Here is a 20,265-nt window from a genome sequence, read left to right on the forward strand (position 1 = left end):
AATGTAAAGGTAGCATTGCCGCGAGGAATGGTCAAGACTAAACTTTAAGGCGACTTTTGCGTCCTATGTACCGCACGATATTTGTATTTTGGCAGCTTATGAGATTTCTATTTGTTCTATTGTTTTTCGCTTTTTTATCGACTCAAAATTATGCCCAAGGCATTGATCAACCCAACGTTGATTTTCTAAAGGCAACAGTCAACATTTCCATGGATCCTTCAGCCAAATCTGTGGATGGCAGCGTGACTTTTGATATCGACATTCTTTCGGCGGTTGACAAGATTCAGATTGATGCTAAAAATCTGGTAGAATTCACGGCAAGTTCCACCACGCATTCTGATTTAAAATATAGCCAGAATGATGCAGGGATTTTGCTGGAATCCCGCTTTCGCGAAAGCGAGAAAACCACCATCACCATTTCATTTAAAAGTGAGCCAAATAAGGCCATGTACTTTATTGACAGCGATGCCGATGGACGCTGGGAACAGGCGTGGACGCAAGGTCAAGGAAAATATACCAGCAACTGGCTGCCCAGTATTGACGATATGAACGAGAAGCTGGAATGGGATCTTACGGTAACTGCGCCAGATGACCTAAGCGTCATTTCCAACGGAATTCTGGTCAATAAAAATGGTGAAAAAGACCGCATGACGTGGAGTTATGATATGACGGAACCTATGTCGAGTTATCTGGTAGCTCTCGTGATTGGGAAGTATGCGATTGCGACGTCCCTTTCAGAAAGTGGCGTGCCGTTGGAAATGTATTATTATCCAAAAGATGAGCAAAAAGTTGAGAGTACTTATCAAAATTCCAAGCAGATTTTTGACTTTTTGGAAAACGAAATAGGTATCGCTTATCCATGGAAGAATTATAAGCAGATTCCTGTCAAGGATTTCTTATACGCGGGTATGGAAAATACGGGAACCACTATTTTTGACGACCAGTTTGTACAGGATAAGTTAGGCGCCGTCGATCGCAGCTATGTGACGGTGAATGCGCATGAATTAGCTCACCAATGGTTTGGCGACCTGGTAACGGAAGAATCAGGAACTCATCACTGGCTACAAGAAGGTTTTGCGACCTATTATGCCATGCTAGCCGAGCGTGATTTATATGGCGATGAGCATTATCACGTAGGTCTTTACGAGCAAGCAGAACTGCTTAATGATCAAAATCAATCAGGAAAAAGCACTGCGTTGATGGATCCAACTGCGAGCTCGCTCACTTTTTATCAGCATGGTGCTTGGGCCATTCATGCCTTGCGAGATCTTATAGGCGATACAGCTTTTAGATCTGGAATCAAACGCTATCTAAAAGAGTTCGCTTTCAAGAATGCTACAACAGACAACTTGTTGTCAATCATGTCCCAAGAGTCTGGAAAAGATTTAACCGCTTACAAATCTATGTGGCTCACAAATACGCAATTTCCAAGTACGGAAGCTTTGCGATTGTTACGTAAAGATTTATTTATGGAAGCCTATTTACAGTTGCTTGCCAGACGAATCTCACCTTTTCAAGATGCCTACAATAGTTACAAAGAAACAATGCAACCGCCAGTTCAAAAGGAAATGGTGCTGGAAATGGTAGGTCAGCTAAGCCTACAAGATGATTCTAGAAAGTACAGATTGTTAGAGCAAGCGGCAGCTATCAATAACATAGAAATACGCCAACTCATTGCTTTGACCGCAGGTGAAGTCAATGATTATAACAAAGTGATGATCTCTGGAATGCTAACAGATAAATCTTATGCCACCAGAGAAAACGCGCTAGTTTTATTGTGGAATGCTGCGACCGATAAAGCTCGGTTATTAAAGGCTGCAAAAAAAGGATGGTCAACTACTAATGAGTCACTGGATATGGCATGGCTCACCCTAGCCATCAACTCTGACGGATTCACAGATCGAGAACGGACATCCTATCTTGGACAATTGCAAGAATTCACCAAACCTCAATATAGTACCTCAACAAGACAAACCGCCTTTGATTATTTGATAGCATTGGGTTATTTGGATGATCAAAATTATCTTGATTTATATACAGCAGCGTTACACTATAATTATCGTTTTTACGACTATGCCCGTAAATTGGTCAATGCTCAATATGCAAAAGAAGCTAATAAAGAATTGATGGAAAAAGTGGTGGGATTATTGGGTCAGAAAGATCAAGAGAAATTGAGGTTGGTGACTGATTTGTAAAGCCATATTATTTTCTGTCATGCTGACGCAGGTCAGCATCTCTAGAAATGGATGTTGAATGTTTAATTTAGTTATGTGTGCGTTAAAGTGAACTGTAAAAACACGGCTTGTTTAACTTCAATCCAGCAGATCCTGAAATGAATTCAGGATGACAGAAATATTTTAAAAAATTAAAATAAATCCCTAACTTCTTTTCTTACAAAACTCAACGCGGTCTCACTAGGTGCTGGAGCTTCCATGAATTCATTGATAATCTGCGCTCTTAGTTCTTCTGCAGTTTGGGATTTATTGCTCATTCCAATTTGTCTGATCTTTTGAATGGTGGTGTTCTTTGCCGCTCTGATTACGTTCCAACAATTTTCAGAAAAGTAGATTTGTTGCGCAACATTATGCTCAAATTCCTGTTCGATAGTAGCTACAATTACATTCTCATATTCGTTTTTGGAGAGGTTTGCTGGTTGGGTTCTCACAAGCAAACTATTGGGTTTCATGCGTTCCAAAAATAAAGTCAGGCGTTCATATGCTGCCATTCTCATGGGCAGTGTTTTAGGTTTCAAGGACTTTCCTGCGAGATAAATACGCCTGTTTTCTTCATTCTTTAAAAAGGAGCTGATCAAAAGATAAGCGACGGCACCAACAATGAGTGCGGGAACGAATGCTATGAGAAGTTGGGTGGTAGTTAGGTTCATTTTTTAAATTTCAATTTCAATTAGTACTTCTTATTTTCCTCCTAAATGCAAACAATCCTTCAGTGCTTGCATGCCTATAAACTCAACTGGAGTTTTTTGATACTTATACGTATATTCAAGTGTTTGGGTCATATTAGTATCACCAGTACTTACATCTACATCACGCATATCAAACTGACATGGATGCTCATATCCTGAAGCATGAGTAATCTCCAATAATTCCTTATTAAATTTTTTGAAGTAACTCGCAAGACGCTCTGCCTTTTCTGGGACTACTATACCACGTTGCAACCATTTGTTTTGCGTGGCCACACCGGTAGGACAGGTATTATTATGACAGACTTTTGCCTGGATGCATCCAATAGAAATCATAGCCTCACGTGCAACGTTGATACAATCGGCTCCCATCGAGAAAGCCATGGCTGCTTTTGCCGGAAATCCTAATTTACCGCTCGCTACAAACACGATCTCACTAGTCAATTCATGAGCTTGAAATACTTGATATAAGTCTGAGAATCCGAAAACCCATGGCAACGATACATGATCTGCAAAACTAGGCGGTGCGGCACCGGTACCACCTTCTCCACCATCGACCGTGATAAAATCAGGACCTTTACTGGTATCTTTCATAATTTGAGCAAGTTCTTTCCACTGCTCCAGTTTTCCTATCGCGGCCTTAATTCCAGTGGGCAAGCCAGTTTCTTGAGCGATTTCTTCCACAAAATCAACTAGACCTTGAATACCTTCAAAAGCACTATGCGTGGGCGGTGAGAGAACGTCTTCACCCATTGGTACGTTTCTGATTTCGCTAATCTCTTTCGTGATTTTTGATCCTGGCAACACTCCGCCTTTTCCTGGTTTGGCACCTTGAGAAAGCTTTACTTCAATTGCTCTCACCTGCGGATTTTCATCCACCAATTTTTTAAGTTTCTCCATAGAGAAATTACCATCATCATCACGTACACCAAAATATCCAGTTCCAAAATGAAAAACGACATCGGCACCACGTTTGTGGTAAGGCGACAAACCACCTTCACCGGTATTGTGATAGGCGTGTACTTTTTTAGCGCCATTGTTCATGGCGTCCAGCGCTTTGGCACTCAAACTACCGTAACTCATGGCAGAAATATTGATCACGCTGGCAGGTCGGTAAGGTCTCTTTCTGTTTTTTGAAGCACCCATGACCTTTGCGCAAGGCAGGAATGACGGCTCTTTATCTGTCACAGATCCTTTCTCAACCTTGTGAGCCATCATGGAATTATTGATAAAGATATATTGGTTGGCATAGATATCCCTATCCGTACCAAAGCCTTCATAATTGTTCTCATTTTTGGCACTCGCATAGATCCATCCACGCTCGATCCTGTTAAATGGCAATTCTTCTCTATTGTTTGCAACGATGTATTGGCGCAATTCTGGACCTATACTTTCCAGCCAATATCTAAAATGTCCCACCACGGGAAAATTGCGTAAAATGATGTGCTTGCGCTGTATGATATCGTACAAAAACACCACCACTACAAAAGCAATTAGATACCAGTACCACGCAATACCAATCAAAAATTCCCAAACGGATTCCATATTATAACTTTAGAGGCCTAAAAATACAATATGTGAGTGCAGTTGGACTTTGACTTTCACATAAAATACAGCTGATTTGTTGAAAAAAGGATGGTATTTATGTCGCTTTCGCGAAAGCGTGCTCCACATCAACCCTTATCTTTATAAACAAGAAAATGAAGTAGATTTTGGAAGATTATTTATCCCAATTAAATGAAGCGCAGCGACTGCCGGTCCTGCAAAAAGAAGGTCCCATGATCGTGATCGCCGGTGCAGGATCTGGGAAAACACGCGTGTTGACCTTACGCATCGCATATTTGATGCAACAAGGCGTCGATCCCTTCAACATACTGGCGTTGACGTTCACAAACAAGGCTGCGCGTGAGATGAAAAAACGTATCGCAGAAATTGTGGGCGCGAGTGAGTCCAAGAATTTATGGATGGGAACATTCCACTCGGTTTTTGCGCGATTGCTGCGCATGGAAGCTAGTAAATTGGGCTATCCATCGAATTTCACGATTTACGATTCCCAAGATTCCCAACGATTAACTAGCGCCATTATCAAAGAAATGGGACTGGACAAAGATGTCTACAAGTACAAGCAGATATTCTCCAGAATTTCATCCCTAAAAAACAGCTTGATCACCGTACGAGCCTATTTTGCAGATGCCGATCTACAAGAGGCCGATGCTATGGCGCGCAGGCCAAGATTCGGAGATATTTACAAAGAATATGTAGAGCGCTGCTTCAAGGCAGGCGCCATGGATTTTGATGATTTATTATTAAAAACCAATGAGTTACTTAATAGATTTCCAGAAGTTCTAGCAAAATACCAACATCGTTTCCAGTACATCCTAGTAGATGAGTATCAGGATACAAACCACTCGCAGTATCTGATTGTCAAAGCATTATCGGATAAGTTCCAAAATATCTGTGTCGTAGGTGATGATGCACAATCGATCTATGCGTTTAGAGGTGCAAACATCAACAACATCCTCAATTTTCAGCGGGACTATGATAACGTGCAAGCATACCGGCTGGAGCAGAATTATCGATCTACAAAAAATATTGTAGAGGCTGCCAACTCCATCATTGAGCATAACAAAACCAAACTTGAAAAAGTCGTCTGGACAGAAAATAACGATGGGCCAAAAATCATCGTTCATCGATTAATGAGCGATGCAGAAGAAGGTCGTTACGTAGCCAGTAGCATCTGGGAAAATAAGATGAATAAGCAACTGGGTAACGACCAGTTTGCTATTCTTTATAGAACCAACGCTCAATCCAGAGCGATGGAAGATGCGCTGCGTAAGCGTGATATTCCCTATCGTATCTATGGTGGCTTGAGTTTCTACCAACGCAAAGAAGTAAAGGATGTATTGTCCTATCTACGTTTGATCGTAAATCCTAAGGATGAAGAAGCGATGAAGCGTGTAATCAATTATCCTGCTCGTGGAATAGGAACAACAACCATGGACAAGCTTATTGTGGCTGCAAAGCAATACGACAAAAGTCTTTTTGAAATCATTGAGAATATTGACCGTATAGAGGCCAATATTAATGGCGGAACAAAAACCAAATTGCGCAATTTTGCGACAATGATCAAAAGCTTTCAAGCTCTGGAAGAAACCCAGAACGTTTTTGAACTCACAGAATACGTCATTAAGAAAAGCGCCTTACTAACCGAACTCAAAAAGGACGGATCTCAAGAAGGAATTTCTCGGATTGAAAATATTGAGGAGCTTCTTAACGGTATGCGCGACTTTGTGGAAGGACAGCAGGAAGTCGCCGAAGCGCGTGGTTCGTTAGCAGAATTCCTTGAGGATGTTGCGCTGGCAACAGATCTTGATAAGGATACCGGCGACACAGATAGAGTTTCGCTCATGACAGTCCACCTATCCAAAGGACTAGAGTTCCCATATTTATATATAGTAGGTATGGAAGAAGACCTTTTCCCTAGTGGCATGGCGATGAACACTCGCGAAGATCTAGAAGAAGAACGAAGGCTGTTCTACGTGGCGCTCACAAGAGCAGAACATCAAGCTTATCTCACATATACTCTAAGCAGATACCGATGGGGAAAACTAGTTGATGCAGAACCCAGCCGATTTATCACTGAGATCGCAGATCAATACCTGGAGTACACTACACCTATGGATGACTATAAATACAAGTCTGCCATGACAGATCATCTATGGGATGAACCGGATAAATCTAAGCTACGACAGAATAAGCCACGAAGCGGCACGCCACCAACCGTAAGTAAACCTAGCGAAGAGCAAATACGCAAATTGCGTAAAATGAGACCAGTGAGCACGACTACAAATCCAGCACCTTCTGGATTTGAAGGTGATTTAAAGCCTGGTACTAAAGTTTCCCATGCGCGTTTTGGTCAAGGAACTGTCGTAAACTTAGAAGGAATAGGCGGCGAGAAAAAGGCAGAAATCAACTTTCAAGTTGGTGGTTTGAAGAAATTATTGCTGCGGTTTGCTAAGTTGGAGGTTGTGGAATGAACCTGTTGCATAACCAGAATTAGCAATTTGATCTATATTGATTTTTTTGGTGAATGTTAATTTTCCAATTAAGAGAAATGGTATAGAGAAGATAAAATAGGATATGTCAATTTTGCTTTGATATAAAGCCTCTAAGAATCCGTACTGAGATATTAAATAGATTGCATAAATCAATATGCTTAAGAAAATGGTGAATCCTGAATAAAGAAACCTTTGCCAAGTGGTCTTTGCTAAAAAACCAAAAATTACGGCGATTATGAATAACAAAGGGATTAATGAGGCTGGTAATAGAAAAGAAGACTGAACAATAAATGGATTCATTTTAAAAAAATCATCAAAATAAAATAACAGTAGCGGTACGAATGTCAGAACAAAACTTGTCAAAATGATTGCAGAGTAAGCGGCTGCTTGCCTAACGTTTATCATACGCGTTTTTAAAAAGGATATGAAAAAAACGACATAAGCTAAAGAATAAACACTACGAGTGGCCAATAATAATCCAAGAATTATAGCATTTATCAAAATTCCTTTACTCTCTTTTCGAAATCTTTTTTCAAAATAAAAAAGAGCGATAGCAACTAAAACCGAAAATGTAAACAAGTTGCTCAGTACCACTATTTCATAAAAGGTCACTAACGAAAATATCGAAATAATCACACTTATTGGTATTAGACTTAAGTTCAATTCTTTGAACAAAAAAAATATAAAAACCAAACAACCAATTGCACTCAAAAAACTGTAAGTATTGGTGAGATAAAATGGTAAAGCAACCAAGTAGTAAAAAGGCATAGGACCAGGAATGTTTCCCATATGTGAAACCGCATAATACGGGTATCGACCACTTAGAAGCTGATTCCAAAAAGAATCAATCACGCTCCATCGATCGACGTTTAGTTCCATCGGATCAATATAGATAAAGCTATAAATCGCTATTAATATTGGAATTAAAATTAATCCAGATAAAAGAGAGACCTGAATTAGTTTTCTTTTTTCAATTCTTTTATACAGCACAATTAAAAAGACTTGGACAAAAAGGTACAAAATAGTGAGACCCAGATAATGATCCGTATATCGTTCTAAATACTTGAAACTAAACAAACAATTTATCAGGATAATAATAGCAAAGGCAAGGTTTCTAGCCATCTTCAAAAATTGTGGATTTTATTTTTAAAAATCTGTGCGCAAAATATTTTACTGAAACTCCCAAAACACCAAAACCGTATTTTAAACTTCTTGAAAAATTAATAGAAGATGCCTCTTCGAAATATTTTGTTGGGCATGTGATTTCTGCTATCTCATAATTTGCCATACAAATTTGAGCAAGCATCTCATTGTCAAATATGAAATCGTCGGAATTGGCATTAATATTTATTGAGTCAAATATCTCTTTTGAGAAAGCTCGATATCCCGTATGGTATTCAGCTACCTTTTGATTCATTAAAATGTTTTGAACGAAAGTCAAAAATCTATTTGCGATATACTTATAAACTGGCATACCTCCATTTAATGCTCCCTTTCCCAAAATTCGCGAGCCCAATACAACTTGATACACTTCATTAGCTATTAGATAAGCCATAGAATGAATCAAATCAGGAGTGTATTGATAATCAGGGTGAAGCATTACGATAATATCCGCATTTAAGGATAAAGCTTTTTCATAACAGCTTTTTTGATTAGCTCCATAACCTTTATTAGAATTGTGCCTTAATACATGTCGAATTCCTAAATCTTTAGCCAAAGCGCTAGTTCCATCAACGCTAAAATCATCCACTAAAATCACTTCATCGACGATATCAAATGGAATTTCACGAAACGTTTTCTCGAGAGTTTTTTCAGCATTATAAGCTGGTAGAACCACAACAATTTTTTTCTTGCCGATCATAAATATTTAACGGAGATATAATTTTGATTGAGGAAATTTAATAAAGAAAAAATAGGTTATCACTGATCTTCATTCATCTTAGCAAGATAAATTGAGTAAGGTTACAAACCTTCCAAAAATTCAATTCTTATTTTACAGTTCAAATAATCAGATAGTAATTCATCGAGTCAGAATTCAAATTAATCGCATAATATTGTTTTTATACCGCAAGCTATTAGATACAATAAATTATAGAACAACATTTAGCTAGCTTTATCCAACCGCTCCAAAAGCTTCTGAATACTGTAATAAACACTCTATTCAAAACCGCTAAGAACTACTAAATAACTGTTTTTCAAAAAGTTGACGGTTAAGACATTTTTTAAGTCTACATTGGGTATCGTACGTTTTTTATTGAAATGAGGTATATTTTATTTTCAACGCACTATTTTGCTAAAAATTAAGCCAGAAGCCCTGATAATTGAAAAATTCTCTGGCACAAACCTAATTAAATGAACAACGCTTACATAAGTGGTACAGGTTCCTACGCACCTGAGAATATAGTCCCCAATGAATTTTTTGAAAATGTAGGATCTAATGATGCCTGGATACAGAAAAATCTAGGAATTAAAGAACGACGCATCAGCACTGGTGAAACTACCAGCGATCTAGCAACTAAAGCAGCTCAGAAAGCACTTAAAAATGCAAATCTAAACGCTCAAGAGATTGACCTTATCATTTTAGCTACTGCAACGCCAGACAAATTAGCTCCATCATGCGCTTGTTTTGTTCAAGAAAAGTTAGAAGCCTTTGATGCTGTAGCTTTTGATATTTCTGCGGTATGTTCTGGAGCCGTGTTTGCCATAGCTACTGCCGTACAATTCATTAAATCTGGCATGTATAGGAATGTGTTAGTTATAGGTGCAGATACGTTTTCCAATATTACAGATTGGGATCGGCGCGATTCAGTATTCTTTGGAGACGGCGCAGGTGCCATGGTTATTTCACATACTACTGAGGATAAAGGTTTTCAAGATTTCTTATTACATACAGATGGGCGTGGTAAGGATGCATGGAACATACCAGCTGGTGGTTCACTCCAACCGGCTTCTGAAGAAACTGTGAATGAAGGACTACACTATTTCCAGATGGACGGACCTGCTGTATTCCAAACTGCAATTGACGTAGTTCCAAAATCAATCAATAAATTATTAGAACGAAATAATATCAGCATTGATCAAGTTGATCATATGATACCGCATCAACCCAGCATACGTATTTTACAATCCATTGCAGAAACTGTTCGTCTTCCTTGGGGAAAAGTGCATACTAATATGGATCGCTATGCAAACACTTCTGGTGGTACGATACCGATCATGTTAGACGAGACCAACAAAAACGGATTACTCAAAAAAGGTGAACTCATTCTTTTTGCCGCTGTAGGCGCAGGATGGACTTGGGGAACAGCTTTATATAAATGGTAAACACTATGACATTACAAGGAAAAACCTTTTTGATTACAGGAATAGCAGATGAGCATTCACTTGCCATGTACACCGCTCGAGAGATTGTCAAAAATGGCGGGAAAGTCGTTTGTACGGGATTGGGCGTGAGTAAACATCACAAGGATCTTTCAGAAAAAGCTCAAGCTTTTCTCAATGCCAATTACAGCGATTTTCAGGAATCCGTAAAAAAGGAATTGGGTGATAGCCTTACCGCTATTCTCGATGTAACTATCGATGATAATATCGCCAGCTTTGCAAAAGAACTTGCAGATAAAAACATCAAACTTGACGGCTTTCTCCACGCCATCGCGATGGACAAAACCATTAGAAAGAAAGAAGTAAAGCCACTTATAGAAGTATCGCTGCAAGAATTTTGCGATACCATGGACGTGAGCGCCTATTCACTTATTAGTGTGACGCGCCACCTTCTGGACGCAGGTGTTTTACAAAAAGGAGCCTCGATTTGCTCCTTGAGTTACATTGCCGCTGCAAAAGTCACCTTCCATCCGTACCGAAATATGAGTATTGCCAAAGCCGCGTTAGAACGCATCACCGTAGAACTTGCAGACGAGTTGGGTCGCAAATACGATATACGATGTAACGCCCTGAGGTTTTCGCCGTTTATGGGAAGTAAAGCTGGTAATGCCACGTTGAGACCAGAAGACGTTTCTACATCAAACAGAATGAGCCCATTGGGTAACGCCAGGCCAGAAGATCTAGCTTTTGAGATCGTGCATTTGTTCCGTCCAGAGTGCCGCATTACTGGTGAAATACGCCATGTTGATGGTGGTTATCACATTCATGGCTAGGTTTACAGTGCATCGCAAATTGTCTTGTAATGTAGTTTCTTGAATAGATCGATTCAATTTATATTTAATATGATTTTGAAGGTTATCGCTTTCGCGAAAGCGAACTAATCCTATACCTTTACTACAACGATCAACCTATTCTCATGCAAAACATTCAGTACCCCATCAGGTTCTCTTTTAGAATCACAACCTTAAGCAACGACTTTACTGCAACCGATGCTACTGGTGCTACCGTTGCTTATGTAAAGCAAAAAATGTTCAAGCTCAAAGAAGCGATCACGGTTTACGGTGATACTTCAAAAAAAGAGATGCTTTTTACGATCAATGCAGATAAATGGCTGGACTGGAGCGCTGCTTATTCCATGACAAATGCCAATGGTGATCATGTAGGTAAAATTGCTCGTAAAGGCTGGAAATCCATGTGGAAGGCAGAGTATGACATTATTAACCAGCATGAAAAGTTGCAATATAAAGTGCAAGAAGCAAGTGCCTGGACCCGCATAGGCGACTCGCTTATGGGAGAGATTCCTGTGGTGAGTTTTTTCACTGGATACCTTTTTCACCCAACATATAATGTAACTGATGTCAATGGTGATATTGTTGCAAAGCTGAAAAAGAAACCTTCGTTTTTTGGGAAGGAGTTTGAGGTGGAAAAATTATCAGAAATTGATAATGACGATAAAGAACGCGTCATGTTGGGATTAATGATGATGATTCTTCTAGAGCGTCGTCGCGGTTAATATTTCTTGATTTGTACGAAAACACATTCCCTTCAAAGCGCTTTAAAAAGACCTTAGAATTCTTGAAGCTACATGTTGATCCATCAGATAGAATTTTGGATCTAGGTGTAGAAAATCCGTTCTCTAAGATCATGAAAGAGCATGGATTTGAAGTGGAAAATACCAGCGGTGAAGATTTAGATGATGATGTGAGCGCGGTCCTTAATTTCAAAGGTGATGCGGTCACAGCTTGTGAAATTTTTGAGCATCTCGTTAATCCTTATGGCGTTCTCAAGGCGATTACCTGCAATAAATTGGTCGTGAGTGTGCCACTAAAATTATGGTTCTCCAGCGCTTATAGAAACCCGCAGGATATTAGGGATCAACATTATCACGAGTTTGAAGACTGGCAACTGGATTATGTTTTGGAGAAAGCAGGCTGGGAAGTTGTGGATGCCGTCAAATTCACCAATCCAACAAAAAAAATAGGTCTGCGGCCTATCTTACGACACTTTACAGATCGTTACTATCTTGTATATTGTGAGCGATCCCAAAACTAAATTCTTGCGCATTGCTATCATCATTCCTGCCTATAATGAAGCGACTTTTATATCGCTAACGCTGGATAGTCTTCTTGCTCAAAGCCTGCAGGCATCACAGATAGTTGTGGTTGATGACAACAGCACAGACGGCACTTTTGAGGTGGCGAAATCCTTTAAAGATTGGCTGCCTATTACTGTTATCAGGAATAAGTCTAGTGCCGAAAATATACCAGGAACCAAAGTAATCAATGCTTTCAAAAAGGGTCTTGAACTGATAGATTTAGATAGGGTAGATGTCATTTGTAAATTTGATGCAGACCTGATTTTTCCTTCTAATTATCTGGAGGTTGTTTCAATGCGCTTTCACGCAACAACCACACGTGGTATAAACTCCAGCGAGAACTCTACAATTTCAGATATTAAAACAGGAATGGTCGCAGGACATTGCACCATTGAAGTGAATAGTAAATGGGTCATTGAAAACCAGAACAATCCGGATCATATTAGAGGAGCTCTTAAAGCTTATCAAATAGATTGCTTTAAAGAAATAGGCGGATTAAAATCTAGTATAGGTTGGGATACCATGGATGAAATGCTTGCACGATATTACGGCTGGAAAGTTGTCACGATTGACGGTCTTCACGTTAAACACTTAAAACCTACAGGCGCTGCCTACAAGTCCAAATCCATGCAACTGCAAGGCGAGGCATTTTTTAAAATGCGTTATGGATGGCCACTAACTTTGATCACCGCTGCTAAAATGGCAATGAATAAAAAGCATATAAGTTTGTTTTTTGACTATGTAGCAGGCTATTTAACGGCAGAAAAAAGCGGCCTCGAACCTCTATTGAATAAAGATCAAGGCCGTTTTTTAAGATCGTACCGCTGGAACGGTATTAAATCTAAAATAGGTTTTTAAAGATTGAAAGACATCCCGATGTTGAAATTGAACTGATTGTTCAATTCTTCAGCTTGAGTAAGGTCGCCGTTATCATATTTTGCAAAAGGAACCTGAGCTTCTGTATAAATTCCAAATCCATCACTGAAGAAGAATCTTGCTCCTAAGTGTCCACCAAAGTTTTTGGTACCAAAACTTAAGCCTGGATATAAATCAAATCGAGGATCAACGTTAAGTACATTACCGATGTTTGCATTAAATCTCGCACGTACATCTGCTCGTTGATCAAAATCTGCATCTACTAGATCATCCACGCCTAAAAGATAAACGGTAGCAATACCAAACGATATGTTCTCTCCTACCCCATAATCGTAAGTTGCCTGGATACCAGTACCATTATCCTGAAGATTGAGACCTACTTGAAATTTCTGATCTTCTTTTCCAGTATAAGCCTGACCAATAGAAATTGAAGTAATAAGTAACGCTACAAATGTGATGTATACTTTCATGATGAGTTGTTTAAGCTACAAATATATAAGAATGTAAATCCTATTACTTTAAAACTTTGCCAATAGGATTACCTGTTGCGCTGTTTGGAAAACTTATACCTAGCAAAGACGATATGGTAGGCGCGATATCTGTAATATGTGTGCGATCAGCAGTGGTACCTTTATTAATTCCCTTACCGTAAAAGAGCAACGGTACGTGTGTATCATAACTTTGAGCACTGCCGTGCGTACTACCTGTGTTAGGGTAAACTATAGTTCCTGGATCCAGAACAAAGATGACATCACCGCTGCGCTGATGATGGAATCCCTTTTGGATGAGCGCAGCCATACCATTGGTAAAACTACCATGAACCATGGCATCTCTTGTAAAAACTTTATTGACTCCAGGATAGTTACGTATTTGCGTAGCGAGATAGTTCTGCAAATCTGTAGCATCTATTCCTGCAGATTCTAAAACCGACTGGTCAAAAAAGATCTGATCATTACTTACATTTTTGATCAAACCTTGAACTTGGAATTTTTCACTACTCAACGTATCCATTTGCTTTACAAAAGTGCGTTCATCGAAATAGCCAGCGCTAAATTTATTCTGCTGTAAATAGGCAGGAACATTTACGGCTCCATGATCTGCCGTTAGAAATACCGTATAATTATCATTCCCAACATTTTTATCTAATGCTTCTAGTAATCTAGCTATATCTTTATCCAGACGTAAATAAGTATCCTCAATTTCAACCGAATTCACTCCATATTGATGGCCTACGTAATCTGTACTGGAAAAACTTACCGCTAGAAAATCTGTGATCACATCCCTTCCCATCTGCTCGTTTTCCAATGCGGCAATGGCAAAGTCGGCAACTATTGTATTGCCATAAGGTGTTGATTTAATAAGGTTGTAGTCACCGTTGGAAGCTGCTAATTGCTTTAAATCATAGGGAAATGTTGCGGTGTCTTTGCCACGCGGCGCACGTTCAAAATCGTTGAGATCTGGCCCACTAGCAAAGTAACTATCAACTGGATATAGTGTTTCCCACGGTTTGAGATACTTTTCTGCAGGTTTACTGCTATTGAAATCTGTTACCCATTTAGGTAGTGAGTTCATGTAAAAATCACTGGTAATGAAAATGCCCTCATCACCACCTCTAAACCAATAGGCTGCATCTGCAGCATGTCCTGCTGGCAAGATTGCACCACGATCCTTGATGGAAATCCCTATCACTTTTGCTCGACCCTGGGTAAATAATTCCAACTCATCTGTTACTGTAGAACTCAATAATTTACGTGGCGACATTTTGCCTTCATCGCTGGTCGTCCCAATAGGGTTTGCATCTGCATCATCTGCATTGTAAATCGTTTTATCTATGAATTTATCATACCAATTATTCCCGATAATACCATGGTTTTCTGGCGTTGTTCCCGTGTAGATCGAGGCATGACCTGGAGCGGTATAAGTAGGCACATAATTGTAGTGATTGTTTGTGGCATTGAAACCATCTTTCATTAATCGCTTAAAACCATCATTGCTATAACGATCATAGAACCTCGTTAGATAATCATATCTCATTTGATCCACCACAATTCCCACGACAAGATTTGGCCTATTTGCAGGATCGTAAGTCGACTGGTTAATAGTCTCTGATTTGGCAGGTTGATTGTTGTTAGTTCGCTTCTGCGAAAGCGAGATAGTTCCAGTCAACAGTGCTATCAATAAACAAGAGAATTTCAGTAATTTCATCCTAGAGCATTTTTACAAAAATACGTATTGTAAATGCGGTCAAGTTTAAGAAAGGATTAAATCGGCAGTTCTAATTTATCTATATATTTACCACGCATGAAAATAATAAGCCACTTAGGTAAGTACATGATTATGCTCTTTGAGGTCTTTAGAAGGCCTACAAAGGGGTTGGTTCTCAAAGAACTGATTTTGAAAGAGCTGGACGATCTAATTATACGCTCCATCGGTATTACTGCGTTCATCTCCTTTTTTATGGGAGCTGTTGTCGCATTACAGACCTCGCTTAATCTAGACAATCCATTGATTCCTAAATCTCTAATAGGATTTGCTGTGCGTCAATCCATCATTCTGGAATTTGCACCTACTATTATATCTATCATTATGGCCGGTAAAGTTGGTTCATTTATTACTTCCAGTATAGGTACCATGAACGTAACAGAACAGATCGATGCACTTGAGGTTATGGGTATCAATCCATTGAATTACCTGGTATTTCCTAAAATCATAGCAATGCTTTTTTATCCACTGCTGATAGCTTTGATAATGTTTATTGGTATTTTGGGTGGTTTCATGGCGGCCGTTTACGGTGATCTGGTGAGCGCACAAGATTTTATCATCGGTTTGCAGGATAATTTTGTTCCATACCAAGTCGTATATGCGTTTATTAAGACACTGGTGTTTGGTTTGATACTGGCCACGATCCCTAGTTACCACGGCTACTACATGAAAGGTGGCGCACTTGAAGTAGGTCAGGCTGCAACAACTTCTTTTGTTTGGACTTGTGTCGCGATCATCATCGCTAACTACTTATTGACCATTATACTATTATGATAGAGATTAACGACTTGCGTAAAAGTTTTAATGGTGAGACCATCCTAGATGGTATCAATGCCCAGTTTGAAAAAGGTAAGACCAATATGATTATAGGATCCAGTGGATCTGGTAAATCAGTCTTTCTGAAAAATATGTTGGGATTGTTCAAACCAGATTCTGGCGAGATTATCTATGAAGATGAGCGCTTGAGCGAAATGGATGAAGATCGTCAAAAGGAATTGAGGGAAAATATGGGAATGCTATTTCAGCACAGTGCCCTATTTGATTCCATGACTGTCGAAGAAAATGTAATGTTCCCTTTAAGAATGTTCACGAAAATGCGTCGCAAAGAAAGACAAGATCGAGCTAACGATATTCTTGAACGAGTAAACCTTGTCAATCTAAATAAAAAGATGCCAAGTGAGATTTCTGGTGGGCAACAAAAAAGAGTAGCACTAGCACGTGCGGTCGTTAATAAACCTAGATTTCTGTTTTGTGATGAGCCTAACTCTGGATTAGATCCTAAAACAGCTACTATAATTGACAACCTTATTCAGGAATTGACTCACGAGGCAGATATAACTACTGTTATTATATCGCACGATATGAATTCTGTTCTTGAAATAGGTGAAACCATCATCTTCCTCAAAGATGGAAGAATCGCCTGGACTGGATCAAACAAGGAGATTTTCAAAACCGATAATGAAGCTGTTACCGACTTTGTATATAGCTCAGAGCTCTTCCGCAAGGTGAGAATTGCTCAGAATAAAGGTCTTTAGAAACAAAAGCTTTTTAAATTCCAGAAGCGCTGGCTTGAGCGGTTTGCACCATCACACTGTCAGACTTCATTCTATATTTTAACCACTGTCTTAATCGGCTATTTACTTTCAAACGTTCCAAAGGAGCGATTAGTGAATCGTTGTATGTTACTGTAAACACATCAACGGTATCCATGGATTTTGAATTGAATTTATTGGAAATGTTCGGTGCATAGGAGATGGACTTAAGCTCTGGATAGAGCAAATGAGCTTCTTCACTGATAAAGGCAAATTTTCGGTTTTCGCTTTTTATGGTTTCCAATTCTCTTTGAAGTTCACCTATGATGAGACCTTGATCTTGTAAGCGTTTGATGTCATCAATGCGTTCTTCTTGGATACTAGCGATATCCTCGTAATTCCCATCCATTATGGGTCCAGAACCTTGATAAAATTGAGCGTTGACATCAACTAACGATGGATATGATTCCAGCTTTTTAGTCCATTGCTGAATGATGACATCTGGTACAGATGCGCCAAACAAAACTACGTCCAACTTTTTCTCTACAGGATCATATTCAGATGTTGAACGAACACCATCATATTGGACATATTCGTCCATGAATTCTTGCACAGCGCTTTTTTGCACTTGAACTCGATAAAGTTTATAAAACAAATAAATTGATGGAGCCAGCACAACGATACCTACTGCTGTTGCGATAAAAGAAATTCGTTTACGTTTCTTCTGGTTGGCATACTTAACCATTGGAAACTTCAACAGTTTACAAACCACATAAGTAGATAGCCCGATAAAAACCGTATTGATAGAAAACAAATACATCGCTCCACTGAAGTAAGCCAAATTCCATTCTGCTATACCATAACCCGCTGTACACAACGGTGGCATCAAAGCTGTTGCGATCGCAACTCCAGCAATGGCATTTGATATGGTTCCTTTTTTTGCCTTGGCAACGATTAGTGCTAATCCACCAAATATGGCCACCAAAACATCCAGCACGTTAGGCGCTGTTCTAGCTTCCAATTCTGGAGTGAATTCAGAAATAGGAGTTAACGAAAAGTAGAGCGTTGCAGCCAATAATGATAAAATCACCATGACCCCAAGATTTGTCAGTGACCTTCGTAACATACGCGCATCGTTTATCGCAACACCTAATCCCATTCCAACAATAGGACCCATAAGTGGCGAAATTAACATCGCACCAATGACCACTGCAGTCGAACTCACATTCAATCCCAATGAGGCCACAAATATGGAGAAGATCAAAATCCAAGCGTTGTGACCTTGAAAAGAAATATCCTTACGTACAGACTCTATGGTCTCGTTACGATCAGAATCTTCTCTAATGTCAAGCAAGTCATTTAAAAACTTTTTGGAATTATCCCAAATACCCAGGATAGCCTTCTGGTTTTCCTCTAATTGAGATTCGTTGGTTTCCTTTAGTTCTTCCATTATGACATTTTTTTACCGTAGGTGGCAATTGCGTTTTTCCGTATTTCTTTAATGTCTTGATCTGCAGAAATAGGCATAATCATCAAAACATCATCTTCATCCACAATAATATAATTCTCAAGACCTTGCACGATTACTTTCTTATCTGGCGATGTTCTGATCATGTTTCCACTTGCATCGCGCGCTGTAAGTTGTGCATTTACAACAGCATTATCTGCATCATCCTTTTTCAGTCTTCCATATAAACTACCCCAAGTTCCCACGTCATTCCAACCAAAATCAACCGGCAATGTAAATACATTATCGCTTCTTTCCATCACCGCGTAGTCAATCGATATGTCCTCAGCTTTTTCATAATTTTCATTTAGAAAAGCTTCCTCCTCAGGTTCATTGTAACTAGAAATTCCCTTCTCAAACAACTTGTATAATGTTGGTTCCGCTTTCGCGAAAGCTGACAATACACCATCCACAGACCAGATAAAAGTACCCGAATTCCAAAGATAGTTTCCTGCTTTAAGATAAGATTGTGCCGTCCCTAAATTGGGTTTTTCCTTGAACTGTTTCACTCTTTTAACTGGCTCGTCACTCTGAATATACTCAATGTAACCAAATCCAGTGTTGGGCGTATCTGGCTCTATACCCAGAGTCATCAGCGCTTCATTATTATTCTCACAAAATGAAAAGGCTGTTTTCAAATCGTTCTGGAATTGCTCATTATTTTCTATGTGACTATCACTGGGCGAGACAATCATAATGGCATCACGATTCATCTTTTGAATCTTGAGAGCTGCTAGCAATATGCATGGTGCCGTGTTACGCATCGCAGGTTCTGCCACTATGTTTTGTTTTAGAATTTGGGGTAATTGTTCCTTGACAAGACCAACGTAATCTGCATTTGTGAGGATCAATATATTTTGATTAGGAACCTGCTCTAATACTCTTTCATAAGTAGTTTGCAACAATGATTTGCCCAATCCCAACATGTCATGAAATTGCTTTGGAAACGTTTTTCTACTGACCGGCCAGAATCTAGATCCTACACCACCAGCCATTAAAACTGCGTATTTATTACTCATATCTTTTTCCATAATTGAACTTGTACGTTAGGTTGAAAAATATAGGTCTTTCCAGTATCTACCTCAAGACACTCATACCTTTTTCTAAGCTTCTTACCTCGCTGGAATCTGCGACCTGCAGTGGTTATAAAGTAGGTGCCAAATTCCAATTCAAATATATAAACCTTATCGGTAGGTTGATCAAAGGATTTGAGGGCTACACTCATGGCAGCATCTGTATCACTACTGGCTTTAGGATTCTTGAAATGCCTAGCGAGAACGGGTAGTAGGTTTGATGGAAAAACTTCTGGGCGCAAAAACGGCAGCATTAATTGCTGGAACGTTTTTTTCCATTCAAGTCCGTGTGGTTTGATTCGGTAACCGTATTTCTTGAATGCCACCAAATGAGCAATCTCGTGTACCAATGTGATTAAAAACCTATAGGTATTTAAGTTTGCGTTTATAGTGATTTTATGGGAACCATCTGGCAACGGTCGATAGTCACCATGTCTGGTCTGTCGCTCGTTGACAATCTTCAAATGAACTTGATGAACTTCCAGCAAGGCTGTTAGCGGTCGTACCGCAGTTGCTGGAAGATATTTTTCAAGTACGCTCATTCCATTAAAGATATTCTAA

General features: G+C 39.3%; 18 protein-coding genes. 9 read left to right on the plus strand and 9 right to left on the minus strand.

Going from position 1 to position 20,265, the window contains the following annotated elements:
• Nucleotides 1-98 precede the first annotated feature (98 nt).
• Complete coding sequence (locus tag BLO34_RS06940; protein ID WP_157686713.1) at nucleotides 99-2,195, plus strand: M1 family metallopeptidase; 2,097 nt, start codon at nucleotides 99-101, stop codon at nucleotides 2,193-2,195.
• A gap of 170 nt (nucleotides 2,196-2,365) precedes the next feature.
• Here the strand turns inward: BLO34_RS06940 and BLO34_RS06945 are convergent, their stop codons facing one another.
• Both BLO34_RS06945 and BLO34_RS06950 read right to left on the minus strand, forming a co-directional pair.
• Nucleotides 2,366-2,884 carry a hypothetical protein gene (locus BLO34_RS06945; RefSeq protein WP_090753901.1) on the minus strand — a complete coding sequence of 173 codons (519 nt, stop codon included), beginning with the start codon at nucleotides 2,882-2,884 and terminating at the stop codon, nucleotides 2,366-2,368.
• A gap of 30 nt (nucleotides 2,885-2,914) precedes the next feature.
• Complete coding sequence (locus BLO34_RS06950) at nucleotides 2,915-4,465, minus strand: FMN-binding glutamate synthase family protein (RefSeq protein WP_090753903.1); 1,551 nt, start codon at nucleotides 4,463-4,465, stop codon at nucleotides 2,915-2,917.
• Between the two features lie 167 nt (nucleotides 4,466-4,632).
• On the opposite strand from BLO34_RS06950, the gene BLO34_RS06955 reads away from it, so the two are divergent.
• Nucleotides 4,633-6,957 (plus strand): ATP-dependent helicase, encoded by a 2,325-nt coding sequence (locus tag BLO34_RS06955; RefSeq protein WP_090753905.1) that lies wholly within the window; start codon nucleotides 4,633-4,635, stop codon nucleotides 6,955-6,957.
• Here the strand turns inward: BLO34_RS06955 and BLO34_RS06960 are convergent.
• Complete coding sequence (locus BLO34_RS06960) at nucleotides 6,919-8,100, minus strand: hypothetical protein (RefSeq protein ID WP_090753907.1); 1,182 nt, start codon at nucleotides 8,098-8,100, stop codon at nucleotides 6,919-6,921. The genes BLO34_RS06955 and BLO34_RS06960 overlap by 39 nt on opposite strands.
• A complete protein-coding gene (locus BLO34_RS06965) occupies nucleotides 8,093-8,839 on the minus strand; it encodes a glycosyltransferase family 2 protein (protein ID WP_090753909.1) in 747 nt (248 codons plus the stop codon). Before BLO34_RS06965 ends, BLO34_RS06960 begins: the two co-directional genes overlap by 8 nt.
• A gap of 491 nt (nucleotides 8,840-9,330) precedes the next feature.
• Between BLO34_RS06965 and BLO34_RS06970 the strand changes: the two genes are divergently transcribed.
• The 5 genes from BLO34_RS06970 (at nucleotide 9,331) to BLO34_RS06990 (ending at nucleotide 13,312) form a co-directional block, all read left to right on the plus strand.
• Nucleotides 9,331-10,302, plus strand: coding sequence for a 3-oxoacyl-ACP synthase III family protein (locus tag BLO34_RS06970; protein ID WP_090753912.1), 972 nt, complete (start codon nucleotides 9,331-9,333; stop codon nucleotides 10,300-10,302).
• Nucleotides 10,303-10,307: 5 nt separating this feature from the next.
• Entirely contained in the window at nucleotides 10,308-11,132 is an 825-nt protein-coding gene (locus BLO34_RS06975; RefSeq protein WP_090756512.1) for an SDR family oxidoreductase, read from the plus strand.
• Nucleotides 11,133-11,275: 143 nt separating this feature from the next.
• Complete coding sequence (locus tag BLO34_RS06980; protein ID WP_090753915.1) at nucleotides 11,276-11,872, plus strand: hypothetical protein; 597 nt, start codon at nucleotides 11,276-11,278, stop codon at nucleotides 11,870-11,872.
• Between the two features lie 11 nt (nucleotides 11,873-11,883).
• Nucleotides 11,884-12,411, plus strand: coding sequence for a methyltransferase (locus tag BLO34_RS06985; protein ID WP_090753918.1), 528 nt, complete (start codon nucleotides 11,884-11,886; stop codon nucleotides 12,409-12,411).
• Between the two features lie 4 nt (nucleotides 12,412-12,415).
• Nucleotides 12,416-13,312 carry a glycosyltransferase gene (locus tag BLO34_RS06990; protein ID WP_090756514.1) on the plus strand — a complete coding sequence of 299 codons (897 nt, stop codon included), beginning with the start codon at nucleotides 12,416-12,418 and terminating at the stop codon, nucleotides 13,310-13,312.
• Here the strand turns inward: BLO34_RS06990 and BLO34_RS06995 are convergent.
• Both BLO34_RS06995 and pafA read right to left on the minus strand, forming a co-directional pair.
• The gene (locus tag BLO34_RS06995) at nucleotides 13,309-13,800 is read right to left on the minus strand and encodes a DUF6646 family protein (protein WP_090753920.1); all 492 of its coding nucleotides are present in this window, start codon (nucleotides 13,798-13,800) and stop codon (nucleotides 13,309-13,311) included. The genes BLO34_RS06990 and BLO34_RS06995 overlap by 4 nt on opposite strands.
• Nucleotides 13,801-13,843: 43 nt before the next feature.
• Nucleotides 13,844-15,535: an alkaline phosphatase PafA gene (pafA, locus tag BLO34_RS07000; RefSeq protein WP_090753922.1), complete on the minus strand. Its 1,692-nt coding sequence runs from the start codon at nucleotides 15,533-15,535 to the stop codon at nucleotides 13,844-13,846.
• A 96-nt stretch (nucleotides 15,536-15,631) separates the two neighbouring features.
• Here pafA and BLO34_RS07005 point away from each other — a divergent pair, with 96 nt between their 5' ends.
• Both BLO34_RS07005 and BLO34_RS07010 read left to right on the plus strand, forming a co-directional pair.
• Nucleotides 15,632-16,366 carry an MlaE family ABC transporter permease gene (locus BLO34_RS07005; protein ID WP_090753924.1) on the plus strand — a complete coding sequence of 245 codons (735 nt, stop codon included), beginning with the start codon at nucleotides 15,632-15,634 and terminating at the stop codon, nucleotides 16,364-16,366.
• On the plus strand, nucleotides 16,363-17,127 hold the full coding sequence (locus BLO34_RS07010) for an ABC transporter ATP-binding protein (protein ID WP_090753926.1): 765 nt from the start codon (nucleotides 16,363-16,365) through the stop codon (nucleotides 17,125-17,127). Before BLO34_RS07005 ends, BLO34_RS07010 begins: the two co-directional genes overlap by 4 nt.
• Nucleotides 17,128-17,140: 13 nt before the next feature.
• Here the strand turns inward: BLO34_RS07010 and BLO34_RS07015 are convergent, their stop codons facing one another.
• The 3 genes from BLO34_RS07015 to BLO34_RS07025 are packed head-to-tail and all read right to left on the minus strand — an operon-like array spanning nucleotide 17,141 to nucleotide 20,246.
• Entirely contained in the window at nucleotides 17,141-18,574 is a 1,434-nt protein-coding gene (locus BLO34_RS07015; protein WP_090753928.1) for a DUF389 domain-containing protein, read from the minus strand.
• Entirely contained in the window at nucleotides 18,574-19,650 is a 1,077-nt protein-coding gene (locus BLO34_RS07020; RefSeq protein WP_231959583.1) for a mannose-1-phosphate guanylyltransferase, read from the minus strand. The genes BLO34_RS07015 and BLO34_RS07020 overlap by 1 nt, the downstream gene beginning before the upstream one ends.
• The gene (locus BLO34_RS07025; RefSeq protein ID WP_090753934.1) at nucleotides 19,647-20,246 is read right to left on the minus strand and encodes a SprT-like domain-containing protein; all 600 of its coding nucleotides are present in this window, start codon (nucleotides 20,244-20,246) and stop codon (nucleotides 19,647-19,649) included. Before BLO34_RS07025 ends, BLO34_RS07020 begins: the two co-directional genes overlap by 4 nt.
• Nucleotides 20,247-20,265: the final 19 nt, after the last annotated feature.

The sequence above is a fragment of the Nonlabens sp. Hel1_33_55 genome, assembly GCF_900101765.1.
Classification (GTDB): Bacteria; Bacteroidota; Bacteroidia; order Flavobacteriales; family Flavobacteriaceae; genus Nonlabens.

Coding starts and splice junctions, on each gene's coding strand:
- BLO34_RS06940 (WP_157686713.1), top strand. CDS start 99: ATGAGATTTCTATTTGTTCTATTGTTTTTCGCTTTTTTATCGACTCAA.
- BLO34_RS06960 (WP_090753907.1), bottom strand. CDS start 8,100: ATGGCTAGAAACCTTGCCTTTGCTATTATTATCCTGATAAATTGTTTG.
- BLO34_RS06970 (WP_090753912.1), top strand. CDS start 9,331: ATGAACAACGCTTACATAAGTGGTACAGGTTCCTACGCACCTGAGAAT.
- BLO34_RS06950 (WP_090753903.1), bottom strand. CDS start 4,465: ATGGAATCCGTTTGGGAATTTTTGATTGGTATTGCGTGGTACTGGTAT.
- BLO34_RS07015 (WP_090753928.1), bottom strand. CDS start 18,574: ATGGAAGAACTAAAGGAAACCAACGAATCTCAATTAGAGGAAAACCAG.
- BLO34_RS06975 (WP_090756512.1), top strand. CDS start 10,308: ATGACATTACAAGGAAAAACCTTTTTGATTACAGGAATAGCAGATGAG.
- BLO34_RS06995 (WP_090753920.1), bottom strand. CDS start 13,800: ATGAAAGTATACATCACATTTGTAGCGTTACTTATTACTTCAATTTCT.
- BLO34_RS07020 (WP_231959583.1), bottom strand. CDS start 19,650: ATGAGTAATAAATACGCAGTTTTAATGGCTGGTGGTGTAGGATCTAGA.
- BLO34_RS06945 (WP_090753901.1), bottom strand. CDS start 2,884: ATGAACCTAACTACCACCCAACTTCTCATAGCATTCGTTCCCGCACTC.
- BLO34_RS07005 (WP_090753924.1), top strand. CDS start 15,632: ATGAAAATAATAAGCCACTTAGGTAAGTACATGATTATGCTCTTTGAG.
- BLO34_RS07010 (WP_090753926.1), top strand. CDS start 16,363: ATGATAGAGATTAACGACTTGCGTAAAAGTTTTAATGGTGAGACCATC.
- pafA (WP_090753922.1), bottom strand. CDS start 15,535: ATGAAATTACTGAAATTCTCTTGTTTATTGATAGCACTGTTGACTGGA.
- BLO34_RS07025 (WP_090753934.1), bottom strand. CDS start 20,246: ATGAGCGTACTTGAAAAATATCTTCCAGCAACTGCGGTACGACCGCTA.
- BLO34_RS06965 (WP_090753909.1), bottom strand. CDS start 8,839: ATGATCGGCAAGAAAAAAATTGTTGTGGTTCTACCAGCTTATAATGCT.
- BLO34_RS06980 (WP_090753915.1), top strand. CDS start 11,276: ATGCAAAACATTCAGTACCCCATCAGGTTCTCTTTTAGAATCACAACC.